The 25088-nt window shown below is 60.7% G+C and carries 22 protein-coding genes and 1 pseudogene; 16 read left to right on the forward strand and 7 right to left on the reverse strand.

The genetic code is table 11. The annotated features are described in order from the left end of the window. Window positions 1-118 precede the first annotated feature (118 nt). The 5 genes from H2170_16640 (at window position 119) to H2170_16660 (ending at window position 7113) form a co-directional block, all read left to right on the forward strand. The gene (locus H2170_16640; GenBank protein ID MCS6301699.1) at window positions 119-1252 is read left to right on the forward strand and encodes an FIST C-terminal domain-containing protein; all 1134 of its coding nucleotides are present in this window, start codon (window positions 119-121) and stop codon (window positions 1250-1252) included. Next, window positions 1249-2772: a response regulator gene (locus H2170_16645; protein MCS6301700.1), complete on the forward strand. Its 1524-nt coding sequence runs from the start codon at window positions 1249-1251 to the stop codon at window positions 2770-2772. Before H2170_16640 ends, H2170_16645 begins: the two co-directional genes overlap by 4 nt. 143 nt (window positions 2773-2915) lie before the next feature. Further along, window positions 2916-3752: a hypothetical protein gene (locus tag H2170_16650; GenBank protein ID MCS6301701.1), complete on the forward strand. Its 837-nt coding sequence runs from the start codon at window positions 2916-2918 to the stop codon at window positions 3750-3752. Next, window positions 3749-5425: a DUF2156 domain-containing protein gene (locus H2170_16655; protein MCS6301702.1), complete on the forward strand. Its 1677-nt coding sequence runs from the start codon at window positions 3749-3751 to the stop codon at window positions 5423-5425. The genes H2170_16650 and H2170_16655 overlap by 4 nt, the downstream gene beginning before the upstream one ends. Before the next feature lie 317 nt (window positions 5426-5742). After that, the gene (locus tag H2170_16660) at window positions 5743-7113 is read left to right on the forward strand and encodes an MATE family efflux transporter (protein MCS6301703.1); all 1371 of its coding nucleotides are present in this window, start codon (window positions 5743-5745) and stop codon (window positions 7111-7113) included. Window positions 7114-7622: 509 nt separating this feature from the next. Here the strand turns inward: H2170_16660 and H2170_16665 are convergent. Further along, the gene (locus H2170_16665) at window positions 7623-9131 is read right to left on the reverse strand and encodes a PLP-dependent transferase (protein ID MCS6301704.1); all 1509 of its coding nucleotides are present in this window, start codon (window positions 9129-9131) and stop codon (window positions 7623-7625) included. A 116-nt stretch (window positions 9132-9247) separates the two neighbouring features. On the opposite strand from H2170_16665, the pseudogene xth reads away from it, so the two are divergent. The 5 genes and pseudogenes from xth (at window position 9248) to ltrA (ending at window position 15442) form a co-directional block, all read left to right on the forward strand. Continuing rightward, a pseudogene (xth, locus tag H2170_16670) lies at window positions 9248-10005 on the forward strand (exodeoxyribonuclease III). Further along, a complete protein-coding gene (locus tag H2170_16675; protein MCS6301705.1) occupies window positions 10002-10601 on the forward strand; it encodes an SET domain-containing protein-lysine N-methyltransferase in 600 nt (199 codons plus the stop codon). The pseudogene xth and the gene H2170_16675 overlap by 4 nt, the downstream one beginning before the upstream one ends. 11 nt (window positions 10602-10612) lie before the next feature. Next, a complete protein-coding gene (locus H2170_16680; protein MCS6301706.1) occupies window positions 10613-11119 on the forward strand; it encodes a CinA family protein in 507 nt (168 codons plus the stop codon). A gap of 260 nt (window positions 11120-11379) precedes the next feature. Then, window positions 11380-13011, forward strand: a complete 1632-nt coding sequence (locus H2170_16685) for a hypothetical protein (GenBank protein MCS6301707.1) — start codon at window positions 11380-11382, stop codon at window positions 13009-13011. A gap of 1078 nt (window positions 13012-14089) precedes the next feature. Continuing rightward, complete coding sequence (ltrA, locus tag H2170_16690) at window positions 14090-15442, forward strand: group II intron reverse transcriptase/maturase (protein MCS6301708.1); 1353 nt, start codon at window positions 14090-14092, stop codon at window positions 15440-15442. 402 nt (window positions 15443-15844) lie between these two features. Here ltrA and H2170_16695 read toward each other — a convergent pair whose 3' ends face one another. From H2170_16695 to H2170_16710, 4 genes are all read right to left on the reverse strand, one after another. Further along, window positions 15845-16720, reverse strand: a complete 876-nt coding sequence (locus tag H2170_16695; protein ID MCS6301709.1) for a hypothetical protein — start codon at window positions 16718-16720, stop codon at window positions 15845-15847. 219 nt (window positions 16721-16939) lie between these two features. After that, complete coding sequence (locus H2170_16700; GenBank protein ID MCS6301710.1) at window positions 16940-18061, reverse strand: DNA polymerase III subunit beta; 1122 nt, start codon at window positions 18059-18061, stop codon at window positions 16940-16942. A 247-nt stretch (window positions 18062-18308) separates the two neighbouring features. Then, window positions 18309-19196 carry a CDP-alcohol phosphatidyltransferase family protein gene (locus H2170_16705; protein ID MCS6301711.1) on the reverse strand — a complete coding sequence of 296 codons (888 nt, stop codon included), beginning with the start codon at window positions 19194-19196 and terminating at the stop codon, window positions 18309-18311. A gap of 14 nt (window positions 19197-19210) precedes the next feature. After that, window positions 19211-19567 (reverse strand): cytotoxic translational repressor of toxin-antitoxin stability system, encoded by a 357-nt coding sequence (locus H2170_16710; protein MCS6301712.1) that lies wholly within the window; start codon window positions 19565-19567, stop codon window positions 19211-19213. Between the two features lie 468 nt (window positions 19568-20035). Here H2170_16710 and H2170_16715 point away from each other — a divergent pair, with 468 nt between their 5' ends. The 6 genes from H2170_16715 (at window position 20036) to H2170_16740 (ending at window position 23525) form a co-directional block, all read left to right on the forward strand. Then, window positions 20036-20530 (forward strand): purine-binding chemotaxis protein CheW, encoded by a 495-nt coding sequence (locus tag H2170_16715; protein MCS6301713.1) that lies wholly within the window; start codon window positions 20036-20038, stop codon window positions 20528-20530. 156 nt (window positions 20531-20686) lie between these two features. After that, window positions 20687-20992 (forward strand): STAS domain-containing protein, encoded by a 306-nt coding sequence (locus tag H2170_16720; GenBank protein ID MCS6301714.1) that lies wholly within the window; start codon window positions 20687-20689, stop codon window positions 20990-20992. 188 nt (window positions 20993-21180) lie between these two features. Further along, on the forward strand, window positions 21181-21810 hold the full coding sequence (locus tag H2170_16725; GenBank protein MCS6301715.1) for an Hpt domain-containing protein: 630 nt from the start codon (window positions 21181-21183) through the stop codon (window positions 21808-21810). A 47-nt stretch (window positions 21811-21857) separates the two neighbouring features. After that, entirely contained in the window at window positions 21858-22025 is a 168-nt protein-coding gene (locus H2170_16730; protein MCS6301716.1) for a hypothetical protein, read from the forward strand. 614 nt (window positions 22026-22639) lie between these two features. Next, window positions 22640-22945, forward strand: a complete 306-nt coding sequence (locus H2170_16735) for a hypothetical protein (GenBank protein MCS6301717.1) — start codon at window positions 22640-22642, stop codon at window positions 22943-22945. Continuing rightward, complete coding sequence (locus tag H2170_16740) at window positions 22893-23525, forward strand: hypothetical protein (protein MCS6301718.1); 633 nt, start codon at window positions 22893-22895, stop codon at window positions 23523-23525. Before H2170_16735 ends, H2170_16740 begins: the two co-directional genes overlap by 53 nt. Before the next feature lie 164 nt (window positions 23526-23689). Here H2170_16740 and H2170_16745 read toward each other — a convergent pair whose 3' ends face one another. Then, window positions 23690-23896 carry a SlyX family protein gene (locus H2170_16745; protein MCS6301719.1) on the reverse strand — a complete coding sequence of 69 codons (207 nt, stop codon included), beginning with the start codon at window positions 23894-23896 and terminating at the stop codon, window positions 23690-23692. After that, the gene (locus tag H2170_16750) at window positions 23877-24488 is read right to left on the reverse strand and encodes a response regulator (GenBank protein ID MCS6301720.1); all 612 of its coding nucleotides are present in this window, start codon (window positions 24486-24488) and stop codon (window positions 23877-23879) included. The genes H2170_16745 and H2170_16750 overlap by 20 nt, the downstream gene beginning before the upstream one ends. Window positions 24489-25088: the final 600 nt, after the last annotated feature.

The following is a 25088-nucleotide window of genomic DNA, read 5'->3' on the forward strand; positions in this document are numbered from 1 at the left end:
TTAAGTTTCCCGCCATTTGTGCCGTTAAGAGAGGACCTTCTAGTTCCACCCCATTTCTTTTCGGCCTGCTTCACCCCTTAAACAAGCGCATCCGCAGCATTTCCCCCACTACCTCACCATGAAAATCCTCCAGTCCCTGCTCTCCCCCCTTGGCGTTTGGCGCGACCTCTCCGGGCAACTTGATCCCCGCCAGGCCAGTTTGGTCCTCGTATTCGGTCTACGAAAACTTCTGGCCGATCCGTCCTCCCTGACCGCGTTGCGCGCCCGCTTTCCCGCCGCCCGCCTGGTGCTCACCTCCACCGCCGGCAATTTCGCCGATGTACAAATCGAGGACGCCGATCTGGTCTGCACCGCCGTCCATTTTTCCCATGCCACCCTGCGCACCTCCGTCGCCCGCCTTGCCCCGTCGGTGGAACTCAAGGACCTGTGCAGAGGAATCGTCACCGAACTCACGGGTCCCGACTTGCGCCATGTCTTGGTTTTTTCCGACGGCGGTTTGGTCAATGGCACGGTTTTGAGCGAATCCTTTAACAGCTGCCTGCCCGCCGGCGTCACCCTCAGTGGCGGCTTGGCAGGCGACGGCACCGACTTCGCCCAAACCACCGTCGGCCTGGACGCTGCGCCAGCACCTGGGTGCATCGTGGCGGTCGGCCTTTATGGCGCGTCGCTGCAAATCGGTTTTGGCAGTGCCGGTGGCTGGTCGAGTTTCGGCCCCGCCCGACTCGTCACTGCCGCCCAGGATAACGTCCTCCATCAACTGGATGGTCAACCCGCTCTGGAAATTTACAAAACCTACCTCGGCTCCGAGGCCGCCGCCTTGCCCGCAGCCGCCCTGCGCTTTCCGCTCTGCCTACAGCTACCCGGCGAGGGCAATTCCATCGTGCGCACCATCCTGTCGATCGACGAGGCGGCCGGCACCATGACCTTCGCGGGCAACATCCCCGTTGGCGCAACCGTCCGGCTCATGCGCGCCTCGCAGGAGGAACTTATCTCTGGAGCCGAGGACGCCGCGCGTAGTGCCGCAACTCAACCCACCAGCCTGGTCTTTTGCGTGAGCTGCGTGGGCCGCCGAATTGTACTCGGCCACCGCACTGAAGAGGAGTTGGAGGGCGTGCGCGCGGCCTTTGGCCCCGGCCCCGTTCTAACCGGCTTTTACTCGTATGGTGAACTGGCGCCGTCGGGCCACTCCGGCTCCTGCCAGCTGCACAACCAGACGATGACCGTGACCAGTATCGCCGAGCTCGTTGCATGAGTCAGCACGCGCTGCTTCTTCGCCAGTTAAGGCGTACCTTCGGCGGGCCCGAGGGGGTCCCGCCGGGGCTGGAGCGTTTCCTCGAACAGGTCTCCGCGTCCTATCAGCAATTCGATCAGGACCGGAAATTCACCGACCACGCCATGTCGGTGAGCTCGCTGGAGTTGGCTACGGCCAACGCCGGTCTCCACGCCCAAAACCAGCGCAACGAGGCGGTGCTCGCGCGCCTGCGCCAAACCATCGGGCTGCTGCATCCCGACGGCGGGGCAGGGGAGGCGGCCGGGGCGGATTTGCTCGGTTTGGCCGATGCCATCGAGCACCTCGTCACCGAACGCCAGGCCATCGAAGCGGCGCTGCGCCAGGCCAAGGACGCCGCCGATGCGGCAAGCCGCGCTAAGAGCGAGTTTTTGGCCAACATGAGCCACGAAATCCGCACGCCGCTTAACGGCATCATCGGCACGGTTAACCTGCTCAAAGCCTCCGCCCTCGACCCCCAGCAGCGCCACTACGCCAACCTCGCCGGCACCAGCGGCGAAAACCTGCTGGAGCTCATTAACGACATTCTGGATTTCTCCAAAATCGAGGCCGGCAAACTGGCCATCGAGACGGTGGATTTCAATCTGGGGCGCCTGCTCACCGATTTGTCCGGCGGACTCTCCCTGCGCGCGGAGCAGAAAAAACTCACCTTCACCTGCGAGGCCGCCGACGACGTGCCGCTCCAGCTGCAGGGCGACCCCAACCGGGTGCGCCAGGTCCTGCTCAATCTCACGGGCAACGCGCTGAAGTTCACCGGCTCAGGCGCGGTCGCCGTGCGTATCCAACTCGTGGAGCGCAAAGTCGACTCCGCCCAACTGCGCTTCAGTGTGCGCGACACCGGCATAGGCATACCCGCCGACAAACTCGGGTCTCTGTTTCAGAAATTCACCCAGGCGGACGCCTCCACCACGCGGAAATTCGGCGGAACCGGGCTGGGTTTGGCCATTTGCAAGCAGTTGGTGGAACTCATGGGAGGTCAAATCGGGGTGAACAGCTGGGAAGGGGAGGGGTCCGAGTTCTGGTTTACCCTGCGCCTGGCCATCCAGGAAGCGCCTGTTGCCGGTGGCGGCGCCGCCCCGCCCCAACTCGCCCTGTTACCCGGTCAAACGTCGGCGCGAGTGCTGGTGGCCGAGGACAATTTTATTAACCAGGAGATTATCCGCGCCGTACTCGGAATGCTAGGGCTGGCGCCCGATTTGGTTGGCGACGGATTGGAAGCGGTCCGGACGGCGGCGGAAGGGAACTACGATTTGATTTTTATGGATATGCAGATGCCGGAGTTGGACGGCTATGAAGCCACGCAACGCATCCGCGCAAGCGGGGCCGAGCATGCGGGGGTACCTATCATCGCGATGACCGCGAACGCTATGATCGGTGACCGCGAGAAATGCATCGAGGCGGGCATGGATGACTACATCAGCAAGCCGATCGATACGGCGGTGTTGGTGGGGCTGTTGCAACGCTGGCTGCCGGTGCGGGATTGAGGAATGCGTGTCCTCACGCAGGACGTGGCGTTGAGCGTGAGCTCAAGGAGGCGCACCAGCGCACGCCGTTGGGTGAGGAACGGGTTTGCCCACAAGCCCAGCCTCTGCGTCACTGCGGACAAGTTCCGCCCACCGCCCCACCCATGTTTTGCCTGCGCACCCTCCTCCTCGTTGGACTTTGGCTCGCCGCCATGCAGCCCACGCCGCTGCGCGCCGACACTGAGCTGGACCACACCAAGCCCGCCACCGAGCCGATCGCCCTCGCCAGAGGCTCCTTTGAAATCGCCTGGTACCAGCCCACCCAGCTTGCGGTGCGCGGCCTGTTCGTGCTCGGGTCGGGCGACGGCGGTTGGAGCTATTGGGAAACCCGCATGGCCCGCCATCTCGCCAGCCGCGGCTGGGCGGTCGCAGGAGTCGATTTCGCCCTCTACGCCGCCACCGATTTTAACCAAGAGATTCTGGCGGCTGATTTCGCAAGATTGGTGGCCGAATTGGCCCGGCGCAACGGGCCGCCGAAAGACGCACCCCAAACAACCGCGCCAGCCCAAGCAGCCCAGCAGCTGCCGGTGATCTACGGCGGCTGGTCGATGGGCGCCGAACACTCGCTACCCGCCGCGGCCGTCCTCTCGGCGCGTCCCGCCGGCTTGCACGGGCTACTGCTGGTCGCCCCCGGACCGCGCGGCCGCTACGGCCTGCGCACCGCGGACAAACTCGGTTTCGCCCCCACCGGCGAAGGCACCTTTGGCCTGGCCGATTTCGCCCCGCAGCTCAAAGGCCTCCGCCTCGCGCAACTCCACGCCGGCCTGGACCCGCTCGACTCGATTGACTGGTTCAAGGGCCTCCAGCTCGACCTGCGCATGTGGACATTTCCCCGCGCGTTTCACGATTTCAGCAACGCCAACGACAAGTTTCTGGCTTTGACCGACAAGGCCATCGACTGGCTGCTGGCCAACCCCGCGCGCAAAAACAAAAGCTCATGAGCAACGTTAACTCCCTGCGGCATCGGCCGACATTTTTTTGGGCCGGTTTGGTGGCCGTGATCGTCGGCCTGTCCGGAGTGGTGCAGTTGGTCACGGCACTATTTCCACCAAGCCAATGGCTGGAGGACCAACTGGAAAACTGGACACCCTTCCACATCGCAATGGAGTCGCAGGCCCTGCTGGTGCTGGCCGGGTGCGCCCAGCTGGCGCTCGGGCGCGGGCTTTGGCGGCGCAAGCGATTCGCCTGGTGGGTGACGCTGATCGTGTTGCTGGTCACGGCCCTGTTGCACACAGGCAAGGATTTCGACTGGCAAATGGCCATCGGCAGTTTGGCTCCGCTGGCCGTGCTGGTCTGGCAGCGCAAACAATTCGTGGCCCAGTCCGACAGCGGCTCGCTGCGCTGGGTGTGGATCATCGGCCTGCCGGCGCTGGCGGCAGTGGTGACGTTTGGTTTTTTGGCGGTGCGCCACTTCGGGGTCACCGCCGAGGGCAACCACACGGTGGCGGGCACGCTGCAGTCGGTCTTCGAGCTCATTTTCCTGCAATCCACCGACACCCTGCGCGCAACGACCCAGCAGGCGCAGGCGGCGTTTTTCGCGGTGAGTTTCGCCGGCGTGGCACTCGGCCTGATGGTGCTCGCCCTGGTGCTGCGCCCGGTGTTTTTAAAACACCCGCCCACGCCCATCGAGCTGCAACGGGCTCGCCGCATCGTCGACGCCTACGGCGACAACCCCTTCGACGAATTCGCCCTGGCCAGCGACAAACGCTACTTCTTTGCCACGACCAACCGCTCGGTGGTGACCTTCGCCTTGTGGCGCAACTACGCGCTCACCTTGAGCGACCCGATCGGGCCAGCCGATGAACGCGAGCGCGTGGTGGCCGAGTTTCTCACCTACTGCGAACAGCAGGACTGGGAGCCGGTGCTTTACCAGGTCGGCCCGGACCACCTCGAGCTCTACGCGAAGTTCGGCTTCAAGCACCGCAAGATCGGCGAGCAGACCCGCATCCCGCTGGCCAACTACCCGATGGCCGGCCCGAAGTTTCAAAAACTGCGCGCCTCCAGTTACCGCGCCGGTCGCGAAGGCCACACCTTCTTTTGGTATCCGGGCGTGGGGCCGGTGGACGCGAAAATCGAGGCCGGTTTAAAACATGTGTCCGACGCCTGGCTGAAGGCCAAGGACGGCCGCGAAATGGCCTTCGACATGAGCAGCTTCAACATTGAGGAAATCCGCCTGCGCGGGGCCGCAGTGGCGCTCGACGCGAACGGTAACGTGGCAGCCTTCGGCACCTGGTTGCCCTACCGGCAGGGGCGCGGGCGCTGCCTGGATCTGATGCGCTACGATTCCCCGGTGCACGGCATCATGGATTTTGTAATCGTCGAATCGATACGCGCCTTCCGCGACAAGGGGCTCGATGAAGTCAGTCTGGCCAACGCCCCGTTGGCCAACACGGCCGAGCCGGAAAACACCCACGACCGGGCGATGCGGTACATTTACCAAAACTTCAACCGGCTCTACGGCTACCGCACGCTGTTTGAGTTTAAGAAGAAGTATTTCCCGGTGTGGCGCGGCTCGTATTTGGCCTACCGCAGCACAGCCAAGCTGCCGTGGATTGGCTACGCGATGGTGAGTATCCACGTACCCGGCGGGGTGTGGAAACTCCTGCGCTCGTAGGCGCGGGCTCCGGGGAGAGGGAGGAGGCGGAGTGCGGGCACCTATGGATCGAGTCTCCCCACTGACGAAAGAGAACGAGTAGGAGTAGGAGTAAGAGTAAGAGAACGAGAACGATTCAATCTCGCGGGCGGAACGCCCGTGCCACGTGGCCTGAGCGTCCCGTCCCTCCGCCCGATCTTTCTCGTTCCTCTTTATCTTTCCCGTTCTCGTTTTCCTACTCCTACTCCTACTCGCCTAGGGGCTCGTCGCTCCGGTTTAGCCCGCGCGGGGACGCACCCCGGCTTTGACAGCCCCGCCCATTCGCGTGATTGACCCGTATGTCCGTCTACCTTCAGCAAGCCCGAATCACGCTGCGCCTCGCGCTGCCCATGGTGGTCGGGCAGGTCAGCCAGATGCTGCTCGGGGTGATCGATAGCGTGATGATCGGCCGGTTGGGCGCGATCCCCCTGGCGGCCTCGGCATTCGCGGGCGGGGTGTTCATGCTGTTTTTTATGGTGGGTGTCGGGTTGTTGTTACCCGTGGCCGTGCTGGTCTCGCGCGAACACGGCGCCGGTAAAACCCAAGACGTCGCCCTGTGGCTCCAGCAGGGCACGGTTTTGGCCGTGCTGGCTGGCCTGGCCGAAGTCGGCCTCATGCTGGCGCTGTGGGGCGTGTCGTCCCACCTCGGCCAACCGCCGGAAGTCCTCGCGGAGGCGGGTCCATTCTACGCGTTAATCGCCGTCTCCTTGCTGCCGGCGATGCTGTTTCAAGTTTTTAGACAATACGCCGAAGCTCTGGGCCGCCCGTGGATCCCGATGGCGCTGATGCTGGGCGGAGTCGCCCTGAATGTCGGGCTGAACTGGGTATTAATCTACGGCAACCTGGGGGCGCCAGCACTCGGCCTAGCAGGGGCGGGCTGGGCGACACTGGCGGCGCGGCTGGCTGTGTTGGCCGCGATCATCGTGTGGCTGCGCCGAACGGCTGCGTTTAGAGGCGTTTGGCCAGCAGTATGGCAAGGCTGGCCTAGGGCAGGGCGTTTGCGCGTGATGGCGGGCCTTGGCGGGCCGGCGGCGGCGATGTTTTTCATGGAAGTGGGGGCGTTTATGGTCTCCACGCTAATCATGGGCTGGCTCGGCGCGAAAGCCCTGGCGGCGCACCAAATCGCGCTCAGTTGCGCGGGGTTTATGTTCATGTTTCCGCTGGGGCTTTCGATGGCGGTGGGCATGCGCCTGGCCAAAGCGGCGGGCGAAGGGCGCCACGATTTGCTCCGGCCCATTGCTGGCGGGGCCTTGGCGATGGGCTGGGCCATCATGAGTATATCGGCGGTGGTCTTTGCTCTGTTCGGGGCGGACCTGGCGCGGGGCTTTGTGGACGAGCCCGGGGTGATTGTGCTGGCCACACGGCTGCTGGTCGTGGCGGCCATTTTCCAATTATTCGACGCCGCCCAGGTGATTGGCGCCGGGGCTTTGCGCGGGTTGGCCGACGTCCGCGTGCCCACGGTAATTACCTTCGTGGCCTACTGGGTTTTGGCCATTCCCTGTGCATATGGATTGGGGCTGCACACGAGCATGGGCGCAGTCGGCGTGTGGACTGGACTTGCCACCGGCCTAGGTGTGGCCGCGGTGCTGCTGGCCATCCGCTTCTGGCGGTTAACCCGCCCCACGCCGCCCCACGCCCCGGTCCAAGCCAAAGTGTCACCTATTAGGTGACACTCTGGAGTTTGGCCCCTGACTAGTCGAACGCAGATCAGCCGAATCCTTGAGCTCACGCTCAAGGCCACACTCTTCGCGAACACACTCCTTGTGGCCTTGAGCGTGAGCTCAAGGATTCGGCGCACCGCAGCCAGAAAAAACACCTCGTGCTCACGCACGAAGCCACACCGAGCCAAAGCCACCCAGGCAAAGGCACACTCCAGGCCGCACCCGCCCGAACGTGGCCTTGAGCGTGAGCTCAAGGTCTGGAGTTTGGCCGTTTAACTCGTGCCAAGAACCACACAGGTGCGGCGCATCATGTATGGCGATCTGAGCTGATCACTCCGGAGAGTTTCGCAGACTTCGCAACTGCCACCCGCACGTCAACGAACGCACCGAAACCCATGCCGTTGCTACCTGCGGTACGCTTCTACCTTAGCTGGGGGGACGGATCTCAACTCGTTTTGGGGCCAAACTCCAGATCAAGGCTAACCCAATAGGTTAGCCTTTATTCCGGGCGGGGAGTTCTAAGCCAGCGCCTCGGCCAACGCGGCGATGATGTCCTCAACGGGTTCGCAGCCGATCGACAGGCGCATCAGCTCGGGATGCAACCCGGAGGCGGCCAACGTGGCGCGGCCGCTCTCGCTGGTCACCAGGTCGTAGTGCGCCAGATAAATAAAGGGGCTGATCAGCGTGTGCTTCATGCCGAAACTGGGGCCTTTAGCCAGGCGCAGCCGGTCGTAAAAAGCCGCCGGCGGCATGTCCACCACCAGCGAAATCATGCTGCCGATCGACTCGGGGCTGCGGGCGAGCGCGAGGTAGTTGTCACGAGAATCCGGATGCAACGACCAGTAAAGTTCCTTCACCTTGGGGTGCGTGCGCAGGAACTCGACCACCGCCGGGGTGGTGCGGTTGATCTGAGCGATCACCGCGGAGGTGTCGCCGATCTGCGCGGCCAAACGGGCGATATCGCGCGAATACACCGGCTCCAGCGCGTGCGGCAGACGGGCGCGTAACTCGCAGGCGTGGTCACTGTGGGGGTTAACCACCACCGCGCCGAGCATCACATCGCCCTCACTGGCGGTGTATTTGGTGAGTGAGTTGACCACCACGTCGGCGTGGGGCAGCACGTCAAGGTTGAGCGGCGAGGCGACTGTCGGGTCGATCACCAACATCACCCCGTAACGGCGGCACAACGCGGCGATCGCCGGTAAGTTAACCGTCTGGATGAGCGGGTTGGTCGGCACCTCGGTAATGAGCGCGGCGATACGCTCACCCTGAACGGCAAACAGGGTTTCGAGGGCGGCCAGATCAAAAACGTTGCTCTGATAAAGGTGGTCGACGGCGGGCGTGTCGGTGAACTTTTGCAGGAGCGCGATGGTGTCAATGTAGAGCCACCCCAGTTGCAGCCAGCGGGTGCGACCGAGCGGGCGCTGCAAATCGGAAACAACGCGGAAGGTGGCGGCGATGGCGTTCATGCCGCTGGTGGCCAGAAAGACATCGGTGGTCGCGGCGTGTTGATAAAAACGCGCCACGTGCCCCTTCACGTTGGCGGGCGCGTAACCCTCGAAACCCTTTTCCTCCTGGGCCTGCGCATCGCTGAGCTCGCCCACCCGCAGCAGGTAATCCTCGGCCTCGCGCGAGGACAGGAACATGCCGGTGTGCTGGAGAAACGTCTTGGCGCGGGCCGACAGCGCGGCGTTTTCGGGGAAAATCACACCGGTGAGCGCGGCCTCGGCGGGCAGAAGTGCGGCGGGTTCGCCCAGGTGCAAGCGGAGTTGTTCGGCGGCGCGAATCGACGAGGTGAGCCACACGCTGTGGCCAGCCAAACCGAGGGTGCGCAGCAGGTGGGCGCCGGCCTGTTTGGCAAAAGGATGCACCACAAAGCGCGGATAACCCGAGGTCAGGTGGCGGGTGACCGCAGGGTCTTTTTCCTCGTAACCGATCACATCGCGCATGGTCGGCAGGCTGGCGGAGACGCCATGCAGGCTGGGAGGGATGCGTTGACCGAGCGGAAGGTGAGTAAACACGGACATTTGAGCGAACAATGGGGCGGAACCCACGCCCGCTGGCAACGCCGCTCTTCGGGAGTGGGGCGTGAGTGAATCCTGAGTTGAAACCGCGCGGCGGGGGCGCGAGCTTCGGCCCACTCATGAAAATCGTCTCCTGGAACGTGAACGGCCTGCGAGCCGTGCTGCAAAAGGGCTTTCTCGACCAACTTAGCCCCGACCGCGCCGACATCGTTTGCTTGCAAGAAACCAAGTGCCACCCCGGTGACGTGCAACACGTCGAGTGGCCGCCGGCTATTCCGTGTTTTGGAATTCCGCCGTGAAAAAGGGCTACAGCGGCACCGCTATTTTTACCCGCCACACGCCACTCGCCGTCTCCTACGGCATCGGCATCGAGGAACACGACCAGGAGGGCCGCGTAATCACCGCGGAGTTCGCCGACTTCCATCTGGTCAACGTCTACGTTCCCAACGCCCAAAACGAGCTCGCGCGCCTGCCGTATCGCCAGCGCTGGGACCGCGACTTCCTTGCCCACCTGCGCACCCTGGAAAAAACCAAACCGGTGATCGTCTGCGGTGACCTCAACGTCGCCCACGAACCCATCGACCTGGCCCGCCCCAAGGAAAACGTCGGCAATCCCGGCTTCAGCGACGAGGAGCGCGACGGGTTTCGCGCCTGCCTCACAGCCGGCTTCATCGACACCTTCCGTTTTTTTGAAAAGGGCCCCGGCCACTACTCGTGGTGGACGTACCGCGCCGGAGCCCGGCCGCGCAATATCGGCTGGCGCATCGACTACTTCCTAGCCTCCGCCGCTCTGCAACCACGCCTCAAACGCGCCTGGATCTCCCCTGAAGTCATGGGCAGCGACCATTGCCCCGTGGGCCTGGAACTCACGACATGAGCAAAAAAAAAACCGCCCCTGCCGCGCCCGCCGCCCCCGCACGCGCTAAAAAGAAAGGCGCCACAGCCAAACCGGCCGCCCCGGTTCGCGCCGCAACGACCTCGGAATGGGCACACGTATGGCAGTCGCCGATACACGGTCAGGGCATTCGGGCCAGCCGCGATATCCCGTCCGGCACGCGCATCATGGAGTATGAGGGCGAACGCATCACCAAGGCCGAATCCGAGCGGCGCGATGCAGCCCGCGCGGCCCGCGAAGCCGAGGGCGGCGATGGGTGCGTTTATATTTTCGAGATCAATAAACGCCACGACCTCGACGGCCACATGGAGTGGAACACCGCACGCCTGATCAACCACTCCTGCGAGCCCAATTGCCAAAGCGAAAAAGTCCGCGGGCGCATCTGGATTTCCGCGCGCCGCGACATTGCCGCCGGCGAGGAACTCTCCTTCGACTACGGCTTCGACGTGGAAAACTGGCGGCAGCACCCCTGCCGGTGCGGTTCGCCCAAGTGCGTGGGCTACATCGTGGCCAAAAGCCACCGCTGGCGCCTGCGCAAGCGCTTGGCCAAGCTGCGCCGCACCACCGCGAAGAAATAAACCCACCACCCATGCCCACAGCCCTCGCCCGGGAACTCAAAACCCTCTGCTTAAGCCACCAGCCGGCCCTGCGCCTTGCCGTGGCCGAGAGCCTGACCGGTGGCCGCGTCCAGGCCGCGATTACCGCCGTGCCGGGCGCGTCCGGCTTTTTTCTCGGTGGCATCACCGCCTACAGCATCGACCAAAAGGTTAAACTCCTCGGGGTAAAACGCGCGGCCGCGACCCCGGTTAACGGCGTGTCGGCCGCCGTCGCCACGCAGATGGCGCAAGGGGCGGTTCGCTTATTCGGGGCCGACATGGCGGTGGCCACCACCGGCTACGCCGAACCGGCGAAGGCGCAGGGGGTGGCCGAGGCGTTTGCCTATTGGGCGATCGCCCACCGCGTGAGCGCGCGCCGCTGGCGGGTGGTGACGGGGCGAGTGGTGTGCGCCGGCCTTAACCGCATCTCCGTGCAAAGCGCAGTCGCCGAAACCGTGCTCGCCGAGTGGGTCGCCTACCTAAAAACGCTGAAAAAGTAGCCCAGCCCTAGTAGCAGAGACTTGAATCTTGCCCGATTGAATTCTGAGGTAGTGCGGTGCTTTAGCCCGCAGGTTTGCAACGGATTGCCAACTGCCATTACCGATGCGGGCTGAAGCACCGCACTACGTTCGATCCGATTCTTTAAATGTTACTACCTACTAGAGTCTGAGCCACTTTGGGTTAGCTTTCGTGTCGGAGGCAGACTGGAAGTCTGCGCTACTTTTTTCGATCAGCCCGAGTCCCCCGTTTTCCCCATTTCATGGCCAAGCCCAAACCCACCCACCCGATTGCCTGGTTTCTTGTGCGCCGCCTTGCGGGCCTGAAACGCGGTGCGGAGCGCCTCTGCCCTGTTCTCTGGCTGCGCCTGATCCTCACGCTGTTCGGCATCCTCGGCCAACTCGCCCCGTGGCTGGCGATCCGCACCCTGACCCTGTGGATTCCGGCCCCGGGCGACTTTTCCCCCGCGCTCAATCGGCTCCTCTGGGGCCTGCCCGTTTATGGGTTTTGGTGCGGGTTTTCCACGTATTGGGTGCGCGACTATTGCCAGCTGTGGGTGGCGGTCGTGTGGGCCGGTTTGCTGCTGTTCGGCGGCATGTTGGCTTTGGGCCAAACCCAGCTTCGGCAGCGACTGCGCGTGCGGTATCCGCTGCCGGGCGCGGTGACCCAGGGCTTGGGGGCGGCGAGCTTACTGGTGGTGGCGAGCTGCGCGGCCGCCCTCATTTACGTTTCCCCGATCGAATTTTTTCGCGGAAACGCCCCCGATTTTTCCCGGTTCACCCCCGCCCAATTGGAGGAAAAATTAACCGACGACGAACAGAAGCTGGCCGTGGTGCTCGCCGAACTGGCGAGCTTCAACACCGAAGAAGTTGCAGCGCCGTCAACGCCAACGGCCAGCGCCAGTTGGACCGAATCGACCTCGGCCGCCGCCGCCGCCTCAGCGTCGCTGGCACCTCTGCAACGCCAAGCGCGCGTACTGCGTTACCACACCACCTTGCGGCGCCTGGCTTGGGGCCACCAAAATCACACCCGTCTCGGCGATGAAACCAGCCGACTTCGCGCCCAGACATTGCAGTTAACCGCCGCGGCAGCCGCCAGTAACCTCGCCAACCGTTGGAACCTGCGGCTCGACGACGCGGCGCGGGCGGAATTGTTCACGCCCCTGGCACCGCGCGAACCCAAGCACGGCAAGGCGTTAATCACTCCCGAATGGGTGGAAAAAGTGCGGCCGTTTCTCCAGCCAGGCGACATCCTGCTCACCAAAGCCAACGGCTATCGCGCCACCGGACACCTGCCCGGCGCGTGGTCGCAACTCTCACTTTACGTCGGCACGACCGGGCAATTGGAGCAAAGCGCGCTCGATCAAGACATGCGCGTCCAGCGGCACTTAGAAAAACTCGCCACACCCGAAGCCAGCGGACACCACGCGGCGGTCATCAGCGTAGAAGGAAATGGGGTAGGGTTGACCTCACTTGAGCGCACGATCGGCGAGGCGGATTCGGTGGCAGTGCTGCGGCCCAAGCTGCGTCCGGTCCAGCGCCTAGAAATGGTGGCGCGGGCTTTTGACCAGGTGGGAAAACCCTACGACTACGATTTTGATTTCGCCCATGCGGATAAGGTTTTGTGCAGCGAATTGGTTGCACGCGCGCTGGAGGGGTTTGTGGATTTCCCACTGCACAGTGTCGGCGGTCAACCCGTGCTCACGGGGGACGGGCTCGTGGAGTATTGGGCTGAGGGTGAAGGCGGGCCAAAGCTAGAGTTCGTCGCCTATGTGATCGGCGACGAAGCCACCGCTGAGTGCAACTGGGCCAGTCCGGGGGATTTGGCGGTGGGTCGGCGGACCGTGGGCAATGGCGAGTTGCAACTCATCTACGACGCCCCGCTTAAACCGTAACGAGATCGGGGTGGTGAGCGGGTTTGAGGCACAGCACGGACGACACGGAGGTCAAAGGCGCACTCCAGCCTTAATCCCCCGAACGTGGCCTTGAGCGTGAGCTCAAGGATGCAGGCGCCCCGCCGCCAGAAAAAGCACCTCGTGCTCACGCACGAAGCCACGCCAAGCCAAAGCCTCGCCGGGCAAAGGCCAACTCCAGCCTTAACCCGCCCGAACGTGGCCTTGAGCGTGAGCTCAAGGTCTGGAGTTTGGCCGTTTAACTGAATTCCGAAGTTCAAGCCAACCACAGATTACACAGATTGCACAGATACAATCCCTTAGGAGGTAAACGGACTCAGCTTGATCCCCTTTTTTTCATCCTGTCTTCAAATTCAGTAACACTCTGTTATCTGTGCTCATCTGTGAATTCCGTGGTTAAAACTTCGGCGTTCAGGTGTGCGACCATGAAACTAACAACCATAACAGTGAAAGTCTGTTCGGCCGAATTTAACGATTCGCGGTCGAAGGGCCCGGTCACGGATGCAGGCCGCGAGGCCTCGCCGGAAAGCACGACCGTGTGCCCGAACCAGTCAGCCGCAACGAAGGTGAACCCCATCCAATGAGCTCCGTTACCGAAACAACCGACGAGTCCAGCCGCTACCTGAACGGTGAAGCCTGCAAGGATCGGAAAAGGCAGTCTCGCAAAGACGTAGGACCTAAATCGTTGATTTCCGATCAACACGTCGGCGGAGTCAGCGGGGGCGGCGGGGTGGGAAAGGTCGTTAGGTTAAGTGGTGAGACCTGCGGCGGTGGGGCGTCTTGCGATGCCTCAACCACCGGCACAAGCGCGGCAAAACCTCGTAAGGCCGGACGGGCCGTGGCAGGAGTCGGAGACCTCCATAGTAGTGATGATCTAGCGGACATTAAAACCGCCGGGGAGCGAAGGGAGGGCACTTGTTCCCACGCATCACAGAGCGGCAAAGGACCCGACGATGGCTGGGGTGATGAACTCTGGATAAAAACGTCACCGAAGGTTCGGAAGCTGCAACGTGTGCTATATCGGAAAGCAAAAGCGGAGCCGCATTGGCGGTTCTATAGTTTGTATGGAGAGCTGTATCGGCAGGACATTCTGTCGGATGCGCTCGATCAGGTGATCGCCAATGACGGCGTGCCGGGAGTGGACGGGTTCGAGGTGGAAACGCTCGTAAAGAACGAAGCCTATCGGGCGGCATGGCTGCTTGCGCTGGCGGAGGAAATGCGAACGAAAACCTACCGACCCAGTCCGGTCCTGCGCGTCTATATATGGAAGGATCAGGCCAGGACCAAACGTCGTGCGCTGGGCATCCCCACGGTAAAAGACCGTGTGGTGCAAAGTGCGGCGGCGATCGTGTTGCAACCCATCTGGGAGGCGGACTTCCATGACCACTCCTACGCCTACCGACCGAAACGCCGGACCCATCATGCGATGGACAAAGTTAAAGAGGCCCTGCTGAGCGGAAAGGTGGAGGTGGTGGACGCGGATTTATCGAGCTACTTCGATATGATCCCGCACCGCGAACTCCTGCAATTGGTGGCCAAACGGGTGAGCGATGGGAGCGTGTTGCGTTTAATAAAAACGTGGCTGCGCGCACCCATCGTGGAAGAGGACCGGGACACGGGGTGCCGCAAGGTGAGCGCGAACCGGTGTGGCACGCCACAAGGCGGAGTTATATCGCCTCTGCTGGCGAACCTCTACCTCAACGACCTCGATCATGCGGTGAATGAGAAGTGCGAACAAAAGCCGACGATGGTGCGTTACGCCGACGACCTCCTGATCCTGTGCAAACCGGGTCAAGGGGCGGGGCTGCAAACGCGACTGAAACGGTGGCTGGAGGCACGTAAGTTAAAGCTCAACGAAGAGAAAACCCGACTGGTGGATACACGAAAGGAAGGCTTTGAGTTCCTCGGTTTTTCCGTCGCATGGCGGCAAGGCATGAAGAGCAAACGAAGGTATCCGCACGTGGAACCCAGTGCGAAAAGTCTGGCCAAGTTACGCGACAAAGTGCGGATGGAGCTAGATGTGCGAACGCGCAACCAACCGGCGGTGGCGGTGGTCCGCAAGGTCAACCAAATCACTCGCGGTTGGGCGACGGCGTTTCATTACGGCAACAGCACGCACGTGTTTAGTAACCAGCAGGCTTTTGTGCGCAACCGGTTGCGGCGGTGGCTGTGGCGAAAGTATAGCCGCACCCACGGACTCTTTCGAGTTCTTCACCGACGACCGTTTGCATGGTCAATACAAACTATGGCACTGGCCGCTTACGGCGGCTTGGAAGCAATGAACTCCGCTGAAACCAAACCGAAAGAATGGGGACTCGGTAAGCCGTGTGCGGGAAAACCGCTTGCACGGTTTGACGAGGGGGAGGGTCGCGCTGACGGGTTACCGACGCGCGGCTCTCTCTACTCTACTTAACTCGTGCCAAGAACCATACAGGTGCTGCGCATCATGTATGGCGATCTGAGCTGATCACTCCGGAGAGTTTCGCAGACTTCGCAACAGCCACCCGCACGTCCACGAACGCATCGAAACCCATGCCGTTGCTACCTGCGGTACGCTTCTACCTTAGCTGGGGGGACGGATCTCAACTCGTTTTGGGGCCAAACTCCAGGCCTTGAGCGTGAGCTCAAGGATGCAGGCGCCCCTTCGTCCCCAGAAAAAGCACCTCGTGCTCACGCACGAAGCCACGCCGGACACAAAACCACGCCAAGCCAAAGCCACACGAACTTCACCCGGGAGACGTGCCTTTGCCCATCGCGCACTCCGGCCCAAAATCCGCGTTTTTTTAGCCTACCCGCGGCGTGTTGGAGCTTACACTCAGTACTGCACGCTTTTGCCGAAATAACTGAGCATCCAGTACTCTTTCCACACCCGATAACGCCCTTCGTGGCTGATTTTGCCGAATTCTTCGCGGTCAGCCTGCGGAAATAAAAAGCCGAGCTCCGTGTTGATTTTCTCCAACTCACGCTGCTGACCGTTGAGGTCGGTGAGCGGGTCACTCGTCCAAGGCACGATTTGTTCGTTGCCGCGGGCTAGGCGCTCGCGGTGGGTTTTCACCAGCCCGGCTAGCGAGCGCCGCCACGGGTGACGCGAAACCAGCCAGTTTTCAGGATAAAAGCCACCAAAGGGGATGTGGAGATTGTCGGTCACATACCGGCAACCACTGACGGTATTTGTGGAAAGGCTAAAACAGGCCGCCATCGCACCGTTACCTTGCGGCAAAAAGGTGATCTGCAGGCGTACTCCAGAATCGGCGTCCTGGTACACGCACACGCGTAAAAAAAGGCTAGAGCCGACTTCCGCTTTGAGCGTCTGGACTTGTTTAAAGCCATTCGCACGCAACCATTCACGTAATTTGATAAACCGCTCGACCGTGGGCCATTCTTCGCCGCTTTGATTGGCCGAAAAGCGGGGGAAAAGTGGCATCGGGCTCACACTCAACGCGTGAATCGCCAGCCAGTTGTACACGGTTTCGAGTAAAAACCAGACGAGGAAAAAGCCGGCCACCAGCACAAAGTAGGAGCGGTCAGTCCAACCCAAATCCTGAACAATCGCCGCCCCGCCAAACGCAAAAATAAACCAGCGCAACCAACGATTGATAATCGTTAAGGCAGGCAACCCTTGGCGTTGGTTAAGTTGCAACAACACCAATGAGAGAATAATAGCCGTCAGCAGTGCGTAATCAGAAATCATGGAAAATAGGCTCTAGAAAAAGGGGGAGCGGGTAAATTAGGGGCCTGAAGTGGGGATTTGAAATTACGTTCTAAAGTAGCGCGGACTTCCTGTCTGCCTTCGATGCAGATGCAGGTTGGGAAACCTGAGCTACTTTCAGAATTGTGGTGGCGCTTAAGAACAAGAAAACCCGACGGGTCACGTCGGGCCTTCGGAAACACTCGTTACGTTTACGCAGTTTTACAACCGCACCGGCATGATCACGCAGATAAAGTTTTCCAGGGTTTTAAACACCCCGGGGCTTACTTCGTCTTTCAACTCAAAGAAGACTTCGTCCTTCGTCAGCGCTTTGAGAGGATCGATCACAAAGGCTGGATTAAACGCAACTTGCAGGTCAGGACCGCTATAGGCGATCGCCATGGACTCGTGGGCCTCGCCGAAATCAGGGCTTTGCGCGGTGACTTCCAAGAGGTTGCTGGTGAGTTTGATCTTTACCGAGTTGGATTTTTCCGAGGTCACGAGGGCGGCGCGGTGCACGCACTCGAGGAACAACTCGCGCTCCAACTTGATCCGCTGGTGGGTCTCCTTGGGGATGACTTGCTGATAATTCGGGTAATTGCCCTCAACGACCTTGGAATAAAGATAGATCGAGTCGACCAGACCGCTGGAGTCCTTGTCGGTATTAATCTGAAAGGAGGCGCGGCGGTCATTAAACGCGATTTTAAGCTTCTCCCCCTTGTCCAGCATGCGGGTGAGCTCGGAAACCGTCTTAGCGGGCAGGATGATGCTTCCAGCGTTCTCTGGCGGGACCTCGAGATCCTTAGAAATGAGCGCAAGGCGACGGCCATCGGTAGCCACCAGGTTCAATTTACCATCACGGAAGTTGAAATAAACGCCGTTGAGGATATAGCGGGTCTCGTCGCTGGACTGGGCGTAGGAGACGCTCTTGAGCATCGAGGTGAGTTCGGCCTGTTCGAGGGTGAAGTTCTTCTCGTCGCCGAACTCGGGCAGGGGAGGGAACTCTTCTTTGCCGATGCCAACGATTTTGAAGGTGGACCCGCCCGAGCTGAGCTTAACTTGGTGGTTGGGTGTGGCGTCGAAGGTAACGTCGATGTTGGGCAGTTCGCGCACGATGGTGGCGAGGCGCTTGACCGGCAGGGTGACTGCGCCGCCCTCTTTGACCTCGGCTTTGATCTTACAGCGAATGCCGAGATCGAGATTGGTGGTGGTCAGGCAAATGTAGTCCTTCTCGGCCTCTATCAACACGTTGCTCAAGATGGGCATGGTTGCCTTGGAGCCGACGACATTGAGGACCTGGGCGAGGCCATTGCTGAAGTGATCGCGGTTGATCTTGAATTTCATGGAAAGAGGGGGGCGTGGAAACGCGATAAAGGGGAAATTAACAAAGGATAAAATATACCTAGTTCAATGATATATGTTATCCGTCTTATTATGGTCTGCGAATAACTGGAATAACCGGCGAACTATGGGTGCTAAAAGCGAGTTTGCGGCACCGTGAAAAACCTTCGGCAAGGCGACTAACAAGCAAGGGGTTATCCACAGGTGCGGAGTTATTGGTCGGTTATTGGTCGGTTGGTCTCAAAGCTACTCACACCAAGGGCGCGTGCTTCATCAGGCCGTGGCGGCGCCAGTGGCGGATGAGTCCGAAAAAGATGTAGCCGAGGCAGACAAAGAACATGCCGTATTCCTTAAAGCGCACCACCGCAGCCGCTACGGTGATGTACAGGATCAGGGTGGTTAACTTGGTCTTGGTGCGCAGATCGATCTGTTTGCCGCTGGGATAACGCACGGTGCTAACCATCAGAATGGCGACCAAAAGCAGCAACAGGGGGAGACCCAAGGCCATAAATTGTAATGATTTATCATGCTCGATTAAGTTGAGCAGGAAGAGCATCAGGGCACCGATGGTACCGGCCGCCGCAGGCACGGGCAGGCCAACAAAATCCTTGCTGCTCGGTTTCACACCGGGACGTTGTAATAACGGGTGAGTGATGACGTTAAAGCGGGCTAAACGCACCGCTGCACAGAGCAGGTAAATGAAGCCGATCAGCCCGCCGGCGCTGATGAGAGTTTGGTCGCCGCCTGCGGGACGAACGATCAAGAAAAACACCATCAAGGCCGGAGCCAGGCCGAAGGAGACGATGTCGGCTAAGGAGTCGAATTCCGCTCCGAAAAGGGATTCACGGCCGCCCATGCGAGCCAAACGGCCGTCAAGGGCGTCAAACGCCATGGCGCCGAAGATATACCAGACGGCTTCGCGGTAGTGGGCGATGGCCTCCGGGGGAATTTCGGCGACCGCATCGGCGACTTTACGGGTAATGAAATTCGCCTCGATACACCGCAAGCAGGCGGCAAACCCGCAGAACAGGTTGCCGGCGGTCATCAAGTTGGGCAGGAAATAAATGCGGCTGGCTTGTTCGAGCGAAGGGGTGTGGTCGGCGTCGGGATCGTTCAAGTGGGGGAGGGGATCGGCCATGGGAAGCGGAGGGCTTACTTTTTGGTGAGCGACTCCAAGTACTTCCAAAACTTGGAATCCTGCTCGACCAATTGATGCTCGGTGATGGGCAACTTGTTGCGCATGAGAAAATCCTCCAACGAATTGCTGTGCAAAATGTAGAGGACGTGAAGGGTATCGCTTCCTTTGAGGTCGAAATAGAACCGGTGGTCGCCGCTGCGCAGGCGGTAGAGGGAATGGCCGGAACGGGAAAAGCGCCCCAGCGGTTCACGCGGATGCTCAAGATCGGCGGGTTTAAGCGAGCTGATGGGTTCGATGGCTTCGAGCTGCTGGAGTTTATCGAGCTTGTTCAGCTCCAGCATGCTTTGCTCGGAAAAGGTGACCTGATACATGGTGGAAGTGCCTAGGGTCATAAGCAGGGAGGCGGACGCGGCAACGCAATTTGTTGGGCGTCGTTTCGCCGGTCCGCAGGAGGAGCCGGGGCCGATGGGTGATGACGGGAGGAACGATCTCTGTTGAGTCAGATTCAGAAAGTCGCGAGCCAGCCCTAACGAAGGCGGAACCTGTTTGTCAGGTTTACTGGGCCCGAACCACGGCAGCGAGCCGGAGAGCCAGTAGAAGTAAGAGAACGATTGGGGCGCAACGGAGCTGCTAAGCGCTGACCTGTTATAACGTTAATTCTCCTAACCCCCGAAAAATTTAGGGGGATGCGACCACTTTTTTCTAAATTAACGGCAAAATGAGCCGAATACAGGGGTACGCGCTCACCGCTCAGGCCCTTCTTTAACTCCTTTTAGCTCTCCGTCGTCCTTCGCCCTTCGATTTCAGCCCCCTTTGACCTGTTCCCCCTAGATCGCCCCATGTCCGCCCCAACCCAATTACTCACCTTTAAAACCCAAGGCCGGTGGTATGCTTGCGACCTGCTGTGGGTGCGCGAAATCCTCCGCCAGCCGTCGATCACCCCGGTTGACCGCGCGCCGCTCACCGTGCGCGGGCTTATCCACCTGCGCGGCCAAATCCTCACCGCGCTCGACCTCGATCAGCGTCTGGGCTTACAGCCGCAGTCCATCCAACCGTCGAGCCGCTGCGTGGTGTTTAAATCCACCGTCGAACTGGCGCGCTTGGCCCTGCCGCCAGACGAGGCTGAAATGGCTGGCACCGACCTGCTCGGTATCATCGTCGATGAGGTTGGCGACATCCTCACGCGCCCCGACAACGTGCTGCCCCCGCCGCCCGAACTCATGTCGGGCATGGACCATGCCTGCGTGAGCGGCGTGATCCCGCGCCCCTTCGGTTTGATCACCCTGCTAAACATCGGCGCCCTGCTATCACTGCCCGCTTCCGCGAACTCCTAATCGTTCTCGTTCTCCTACTCCTACTCGTTCTCTCCCTGCCGAATCCGATCAACGAACCTCCTGTCGAACGAGTAAGATTAAGAGTAAGAGAACGAGAACGATTCGAACCGCCCAACCCAACCCGCAGCCCACCCGCGAACCCCTAAACTTTACCCCATGCAAGCCACCCTCACCGATACCTCCCTGCGCGTCACTTTCGACGGCGATTTGCTTTCAACTAACATCGATGCCCTGCGCACCGAGATCCTCGCGGCCATGGCCCAGTGTCCGTCCGCCCAAACCATCGTCGCCGACCTCACCCATGCGCGTCTGGTCGACTCCAAGGGCGTCAACCTGCTCATCGCCCTCTACCGCGAAACCCAGAACCGCAAATTGGGTTTCCGCGCCGAAAACCCCACGCCCGACGTCCGCCGCCTGCTCGGTCTGCTCAAACTCAACGAACGCTTCGGCCTCACCGCCTGAGTTATACCAATAGCTTAAACAAATGGGGCTATTTTTTAACGCAAAGTCGCCGAGACGCAAAGTTCGCAAAGCATTAAAAATGAGTGATTTCATTGCGCTTCTTCGCGTCCTTGCGCCTTTGCGTTAAAGCCTAAAATCGAAACGTGTAGGGTATAGCCCGCCTCCCCCCCCCCCCCCCCAAAACTACCGTGAGCAACGAAGAAAACGAGATGCTCGGGCTGTTCGTCCAAGAGGCGAACGAGCACCTGGAAACCCTCGAAAACGACCTGGTCGCCCTCGAAGCTTCGCCGCAAAACGCCGAACTTCTCAACCGCCTGTTCCGCGCCATCCACAGTGTCAAAGGCACCGCCGGTTTTTTCGGCCTCACCCCGATCACCGACCTCGCCCACGTGATGGAGAGCGTCATGGCCCTCCTGCGCGACGGCCGCATGATCGCCAACCGCGACCTCATCAACTTGTTCCTCTCCGGCACCGACAAACTCAAGGCCATGGTCGCCACACCCGACCAAGCCGCGAGCACCGACACCTCGGCTGAGCGCTCCGCGCTGCACGCCCTGCTACACACTGAACCACCCGCCAAGCCCGCCCACCCCGACAAACCGATTTTGCCCCTCTATTTGAGCGGCTTCCGCATCGACCCCGAGCTGGTGCGCAACGCACTTCGCCACGGTCAAAATACCTATGTGGTGCAACTGCACCTGCAGGAAGACATCGAGAGCAAAGGCCAGACGCTGCTCGACTACTTTCGCGACATTGAATCTCCTCGTCGATCGCGGCGGCCGTTGAAGAGCAGTCAGCGACTACCTCTGAGATCGTAGGCACGATTCACGGGGTATCGACCGCTACCGGCACGCTTTCGCAGAACGTGCAACAGACAGCTGATGGAGCGGGCGAAGTGGCGCGCAACATCGCCGGGGTGTCCACCGCTGCTGCCGACGGCGCCAAGGGAGCAGCACGGGTGAGCACCAGTGCGACGGAGCTCACGGCGTTGTCCACAACCCTCAGCCAACTCGTGGCCAAGTTTAAAATCTAAGTGCACAGCCGGCCGATGGGGCTGGCTTTTTAAGAACAGCCTGAGGCAGGTGCCTACAAATAGGTGCCTGCCTCACATCATTTAAGTTTTCTTAGCCCGAACTCCGAAGCTGACGTCGTTGAGCCGACGCAAGTTGCTGGAGCAGATGATCGTGAGTGAATCCCCGCGGGGCACTAAATAGTGCTTTGAGCGGGTGAACGAACGGTCAGATGCCCAGCAGGTTGCGTCGGCTCGCGGCGCTCGGCTTCGGAGTTCGGGCTTCTGGCTGAGTGAACAGCGTGGTGTTCACCGTAGCGCGAAAGGCTCGGCACGAGCTCAGTTCAGCGAAGAACGAAAAAATAATTTAAGATTAATGGAATTCATCCGAAGTAGGGGGGATAACAGTTTGGATTACGAGTCGTTGTGACAACCCGCACGTACGGCCCGGCTAAGCTCCTTTTTTCCGCGATCGCGCACCTTACCCAACCCCCCTCCATGATCCTCACCGTTTCCAATCGTATTACCCTGCTTGCCACCTCCGGAATCCTCAGCCGCGTCGTGATCGGCGGTGGGGTCTACCAAGAGGTCCAAAAGGTGAGTGCCCAGTTTATATCACACTCACCCACATTGCCACGGTGCAGCACGCGCAGTCCAATGCCGACATGATGCACGATGCCCTGCGTGGCGATTTGCAGCGCTCGGCGACCAATCAGGCCGCCGCCGCCGAGGAAACCACCGTGCAGGCCAACACCGTGGCCGCCGCCGGTGCGGAGTTGTCGGTGAACGCCAAGACCATGGCGGCCTCCGCCGCCCAGATCACGACGGCGACCGAGACCGTTTCGGCCTCGATCGAGGCCATGTCGGACTCCATTCGCCAGGTCTCCACCAATTGCGCGAAGGAGTCGGAAATCGCCAAAAAAGGCCGACACGCAGGCGCGTGAGACCCAAGCGCTGATGGCTAAGTTGGACGACTCCGCCCGCCAGATCGGGAGAGTCGTGGAGTTGATCAACCGCATCGCCGAACAGACCAACTTGCTGGCGCTCAACGCCACAATTGAAGCCGCCAGCGCCGGAGAGGCGGGGCGCGGGTTCGCGGTGGTGGCCAATGAGGTTAAGGAACTAGCGCGTCAGTCGGCGGCTGCCACTGAGGATATCCGCAAACAGGTGGGTCTGATTCAGGACCACACCCGCGCGTCGACGCATTCGCTCAGCGAAGTGGCCAAGGTCATCGAAGAGGTTTCCAACATCGCGGTTTCCATCGCCGAGACCGTGAAGGAACAGTCGGCGGCCACGTACACGGTTTTGGAGACCATTAACAATGTTTCGTCCGCCAGCCTAAGTTTGACGCAAAACGTGCAACAAACCGCTGACGGCGCACTTGAGGTGGCGCGTAACATCAACGGCGTGTCCACCGCGGCTGCCGAGGGCGCGAAGGGCGCGACGCACATCAGCACCAGCGCCAACGAGCTAAATGGGTTGTCGGCAACCCTGACGCAGCTGGTGGCGAAGTTTAAAATCTAGTAGGCGGCCGTAACCGCGATCGGGGCGGATTGAGTTCTGCGGTAGCGCGGTGCTTTAGCCCGCAGGTTTACCACGGATTGTTCTTACAATCACCGATGCGGGCTGAAGCACCGCACTCCTTTTGATCTGACATTTTGAGTGTTACTGCCTGAACGCCGCCCTGCTCAATAATGCGGCGGGCGCTCCGACTCTGGGCTGACCGAATCGAGCCCAGTGGGCGCCAACTCGGAGCGCTGCTTGAGCCGCAACAGCTCGGCTTTGATACGGTCCAGTTGGCCGGCCATTTCCAGCATGGCCTTGTCTTGCTCGGTCACGTGGCGTTGCAGCCAGGCGAGGCGCTCCTCCAGCCGATCAATCCGTTCGTTTGACACAGGTATGGGGATTTTTGGCCGCCGCTTCCGCGCGTAATTTATCCATCTCGGGTACGACCACGCGTTGATAACAATCCGGGCACACCGAGTGGCTGAAATCCGTGCCAGTTCGCTCGTTGATGTAACTCTCGATTTGCTGCCAGTAATTTTGGTCGTCGCGGACTTTTTTGCAGTACCCGCAGATCGGCAAAAACGCCTCCAGTTGCCGTACCTCAGTCGCGTAACGCAGGATCCGTTCGGCCACCCGCAGCCGCATCCAAATATCTTGGAGATTGAGCGGCTTCGTCAGGAAATCGTCGACCTCCGCTTCGATTGCTTCGCGCTGGTTTTCCACGTCGGCCTCACGGCCAGTGAGCAGGATAAAATAAACATAGTCGGCGTCCACGCGGCTACGAATCGCCCGGCATAGTTGCAGGCCATCGAGCTCGGGCATCATCCAATCGCTGACAATCAGGCGCACCGGCTCTTTGGCCAAAAGCGCCAATGCTTCGACGCCGTTCTTGGCTTCCACCACCTCATGGCCGAGTTTGAGCAGCGCTTGGCGAAGCACGGCGCGGGCAACGGCATCATCTTCTACGGTGAGGATTTTCAAGGGAATGGGGGCGGCTCGGGTGCGGGGAGCGGTCGGGGCAAAAGGGGGAACCCAATTGGCTTCAGTTAACTGGAAGGCCGTGCCGCCGGGGGTGTCGAGCGAGAATCCGGTAAAAGTAGCGCAGACTTCCAGTCTGCTCCGAGTCGGCAGCCACATGAATCATTTCGGATAAAACCAAGGCAGTTTAGCCGCAAAAGAACGCAAAGAGCGCAAAGAACAACCCCCGTATTTCTATGCGTTCTCTGCGATCTTTCGCGGCTAAAAGGTTCGAAGTATTTCGTTGGTTTTGCAGGCGCGGCAGATCCGGGACATTGAGAATGACGGCCGCCAAGTCTGCGCTACTTTCGGCGCGATGCTCAACCGAGCAGCGCTCGTAGCGCCTCGGGGGTTTCCACGGGGGCCTGGCAGGTGAAGCGTTCGCACACGTAGGCCAAGGGCCGCCCGTCAGCCGCCGGTTTCATCGCCGCCAGCCACGGTGCGCGCGCCAAAAGCCAGCGTCCCGCCGGATCATCCCCGGGCACGGCCAACACCACCCGGCGCGGACCGATTTTCTCAACGAGCACGTTGGCCAGCGCGCCGAATTCGCTGGTGCGCCGGTCG

Source organism: Opitutus sp., assembly GCA_024998815.1.
Classification (GTDB): Bacteria; Verrucomicrobiota; Verrucomicrobiia; order Opitutales; family Opitutaceae; genus Rariglobus.

Bases quoted from the DNA above. Each gene is read 5' to 3' on its own strand.
- H2170_16665 (MCS6301704.1), bottom strand. From the start codon at position 9,131: ATGTCCGTGTTTACTCACCTTCCGCTCGGTCAACGCATCCCTCCCAGC.
- H2170_16700 (MCS6301710.1), bottom strand. From the start codon at position 18,061: ATGAAATTCAAGATCAACCGCGATCACTTCAGCAATGGCCTCGCCCAG.
- H2170_16720 (MCS6301714.1), top strand. From the start codon at position 20,687: ATGCAAGCCACCCTCACCGATACCTCCCTGCGCGTCACTTTCGACGGC.
- H2170_16655 (MCS6301702.1), top strand. From the start codon at position 3,749: ATGAGCAACGTTAACTCCCTGCGGCATCGGCCGACATTTTTTTGGGCC.
- H2170_16710 (MCS6301712.1), bottom strand. From the start codon at position 19,567: ATGTATCAGGTCACCTTTTCCGAGCAAAGCATGCTGGAGCTGAACAAG.
- H2170_16660 (MCS6301703.1), top strand. From the start codon at position 5,743: ATGTCCGTCTACCTTCAGCAAGCCCGAATCACGCTGCGCCTCGCGCTG.
- H2170_16695 (MCS6301709.1), bottom strand. From the start codon at position 16,720: ATGATTTCTGATTACGCACTGCTGACGGCTATTATTCTCTCATTGGTG.
- H2170_16640 (MCS6301699.1), top strand. From the start codon at position 119: ATGAAAATCCTCCAGTCCCTGCTCTCCCCCCTTGGCGTTTGGCGCGAC.
- H2170_16650 (MCS6301701.1), top strand. From the start codon at position 2,916: ATGTTTTGCCTGCGCACCCTCCTCCTCGTTGGACTTTGGCTCGCCGCC.
- H2170_16645 (MCS6301700.1), top strand. From the start codon at position 1,249: ATGAGTCAGCACGCGCTGCTTCTTCGCCAGTTAAGGCGTACCTTCGGC.
- H2170_16680 (MCS6301706.1), top strand. From the start codon at position 10,613: ATGCCCACAGCCCTCGCCCGGGAACTCAAAACCCTCTGCTTAAGCCAC.
- H2170_16675 (MCS6301705.1), top strand. From the start codon at position 10,002: ATGAGCAAAAAAAAAACCGCCCCTGCCGCGCCCGCCGCCCCCGCACGC.
- H2170_16715 (MCS6301713.1), top strand. From the start codon at position 20,036: ATGTCCGCCCCAACCCAATTACTCACCTTTAAAACCCAAGGCCGGTGG.
- H2170_16705 (MCS6301711.1), bottom strand. From the start codon at position 19,196: ATGGCCGATCCCCTCCCCCACTTGAACGATCCCGACGCCGACCACACC.
- H2170_16685 (MCS6301707.1), top strand. From the start codon at position 11,380: ATGGCCAAGCCCAAACCCACCCACCCGATTGCCTGGTTTCTTGTGCGC.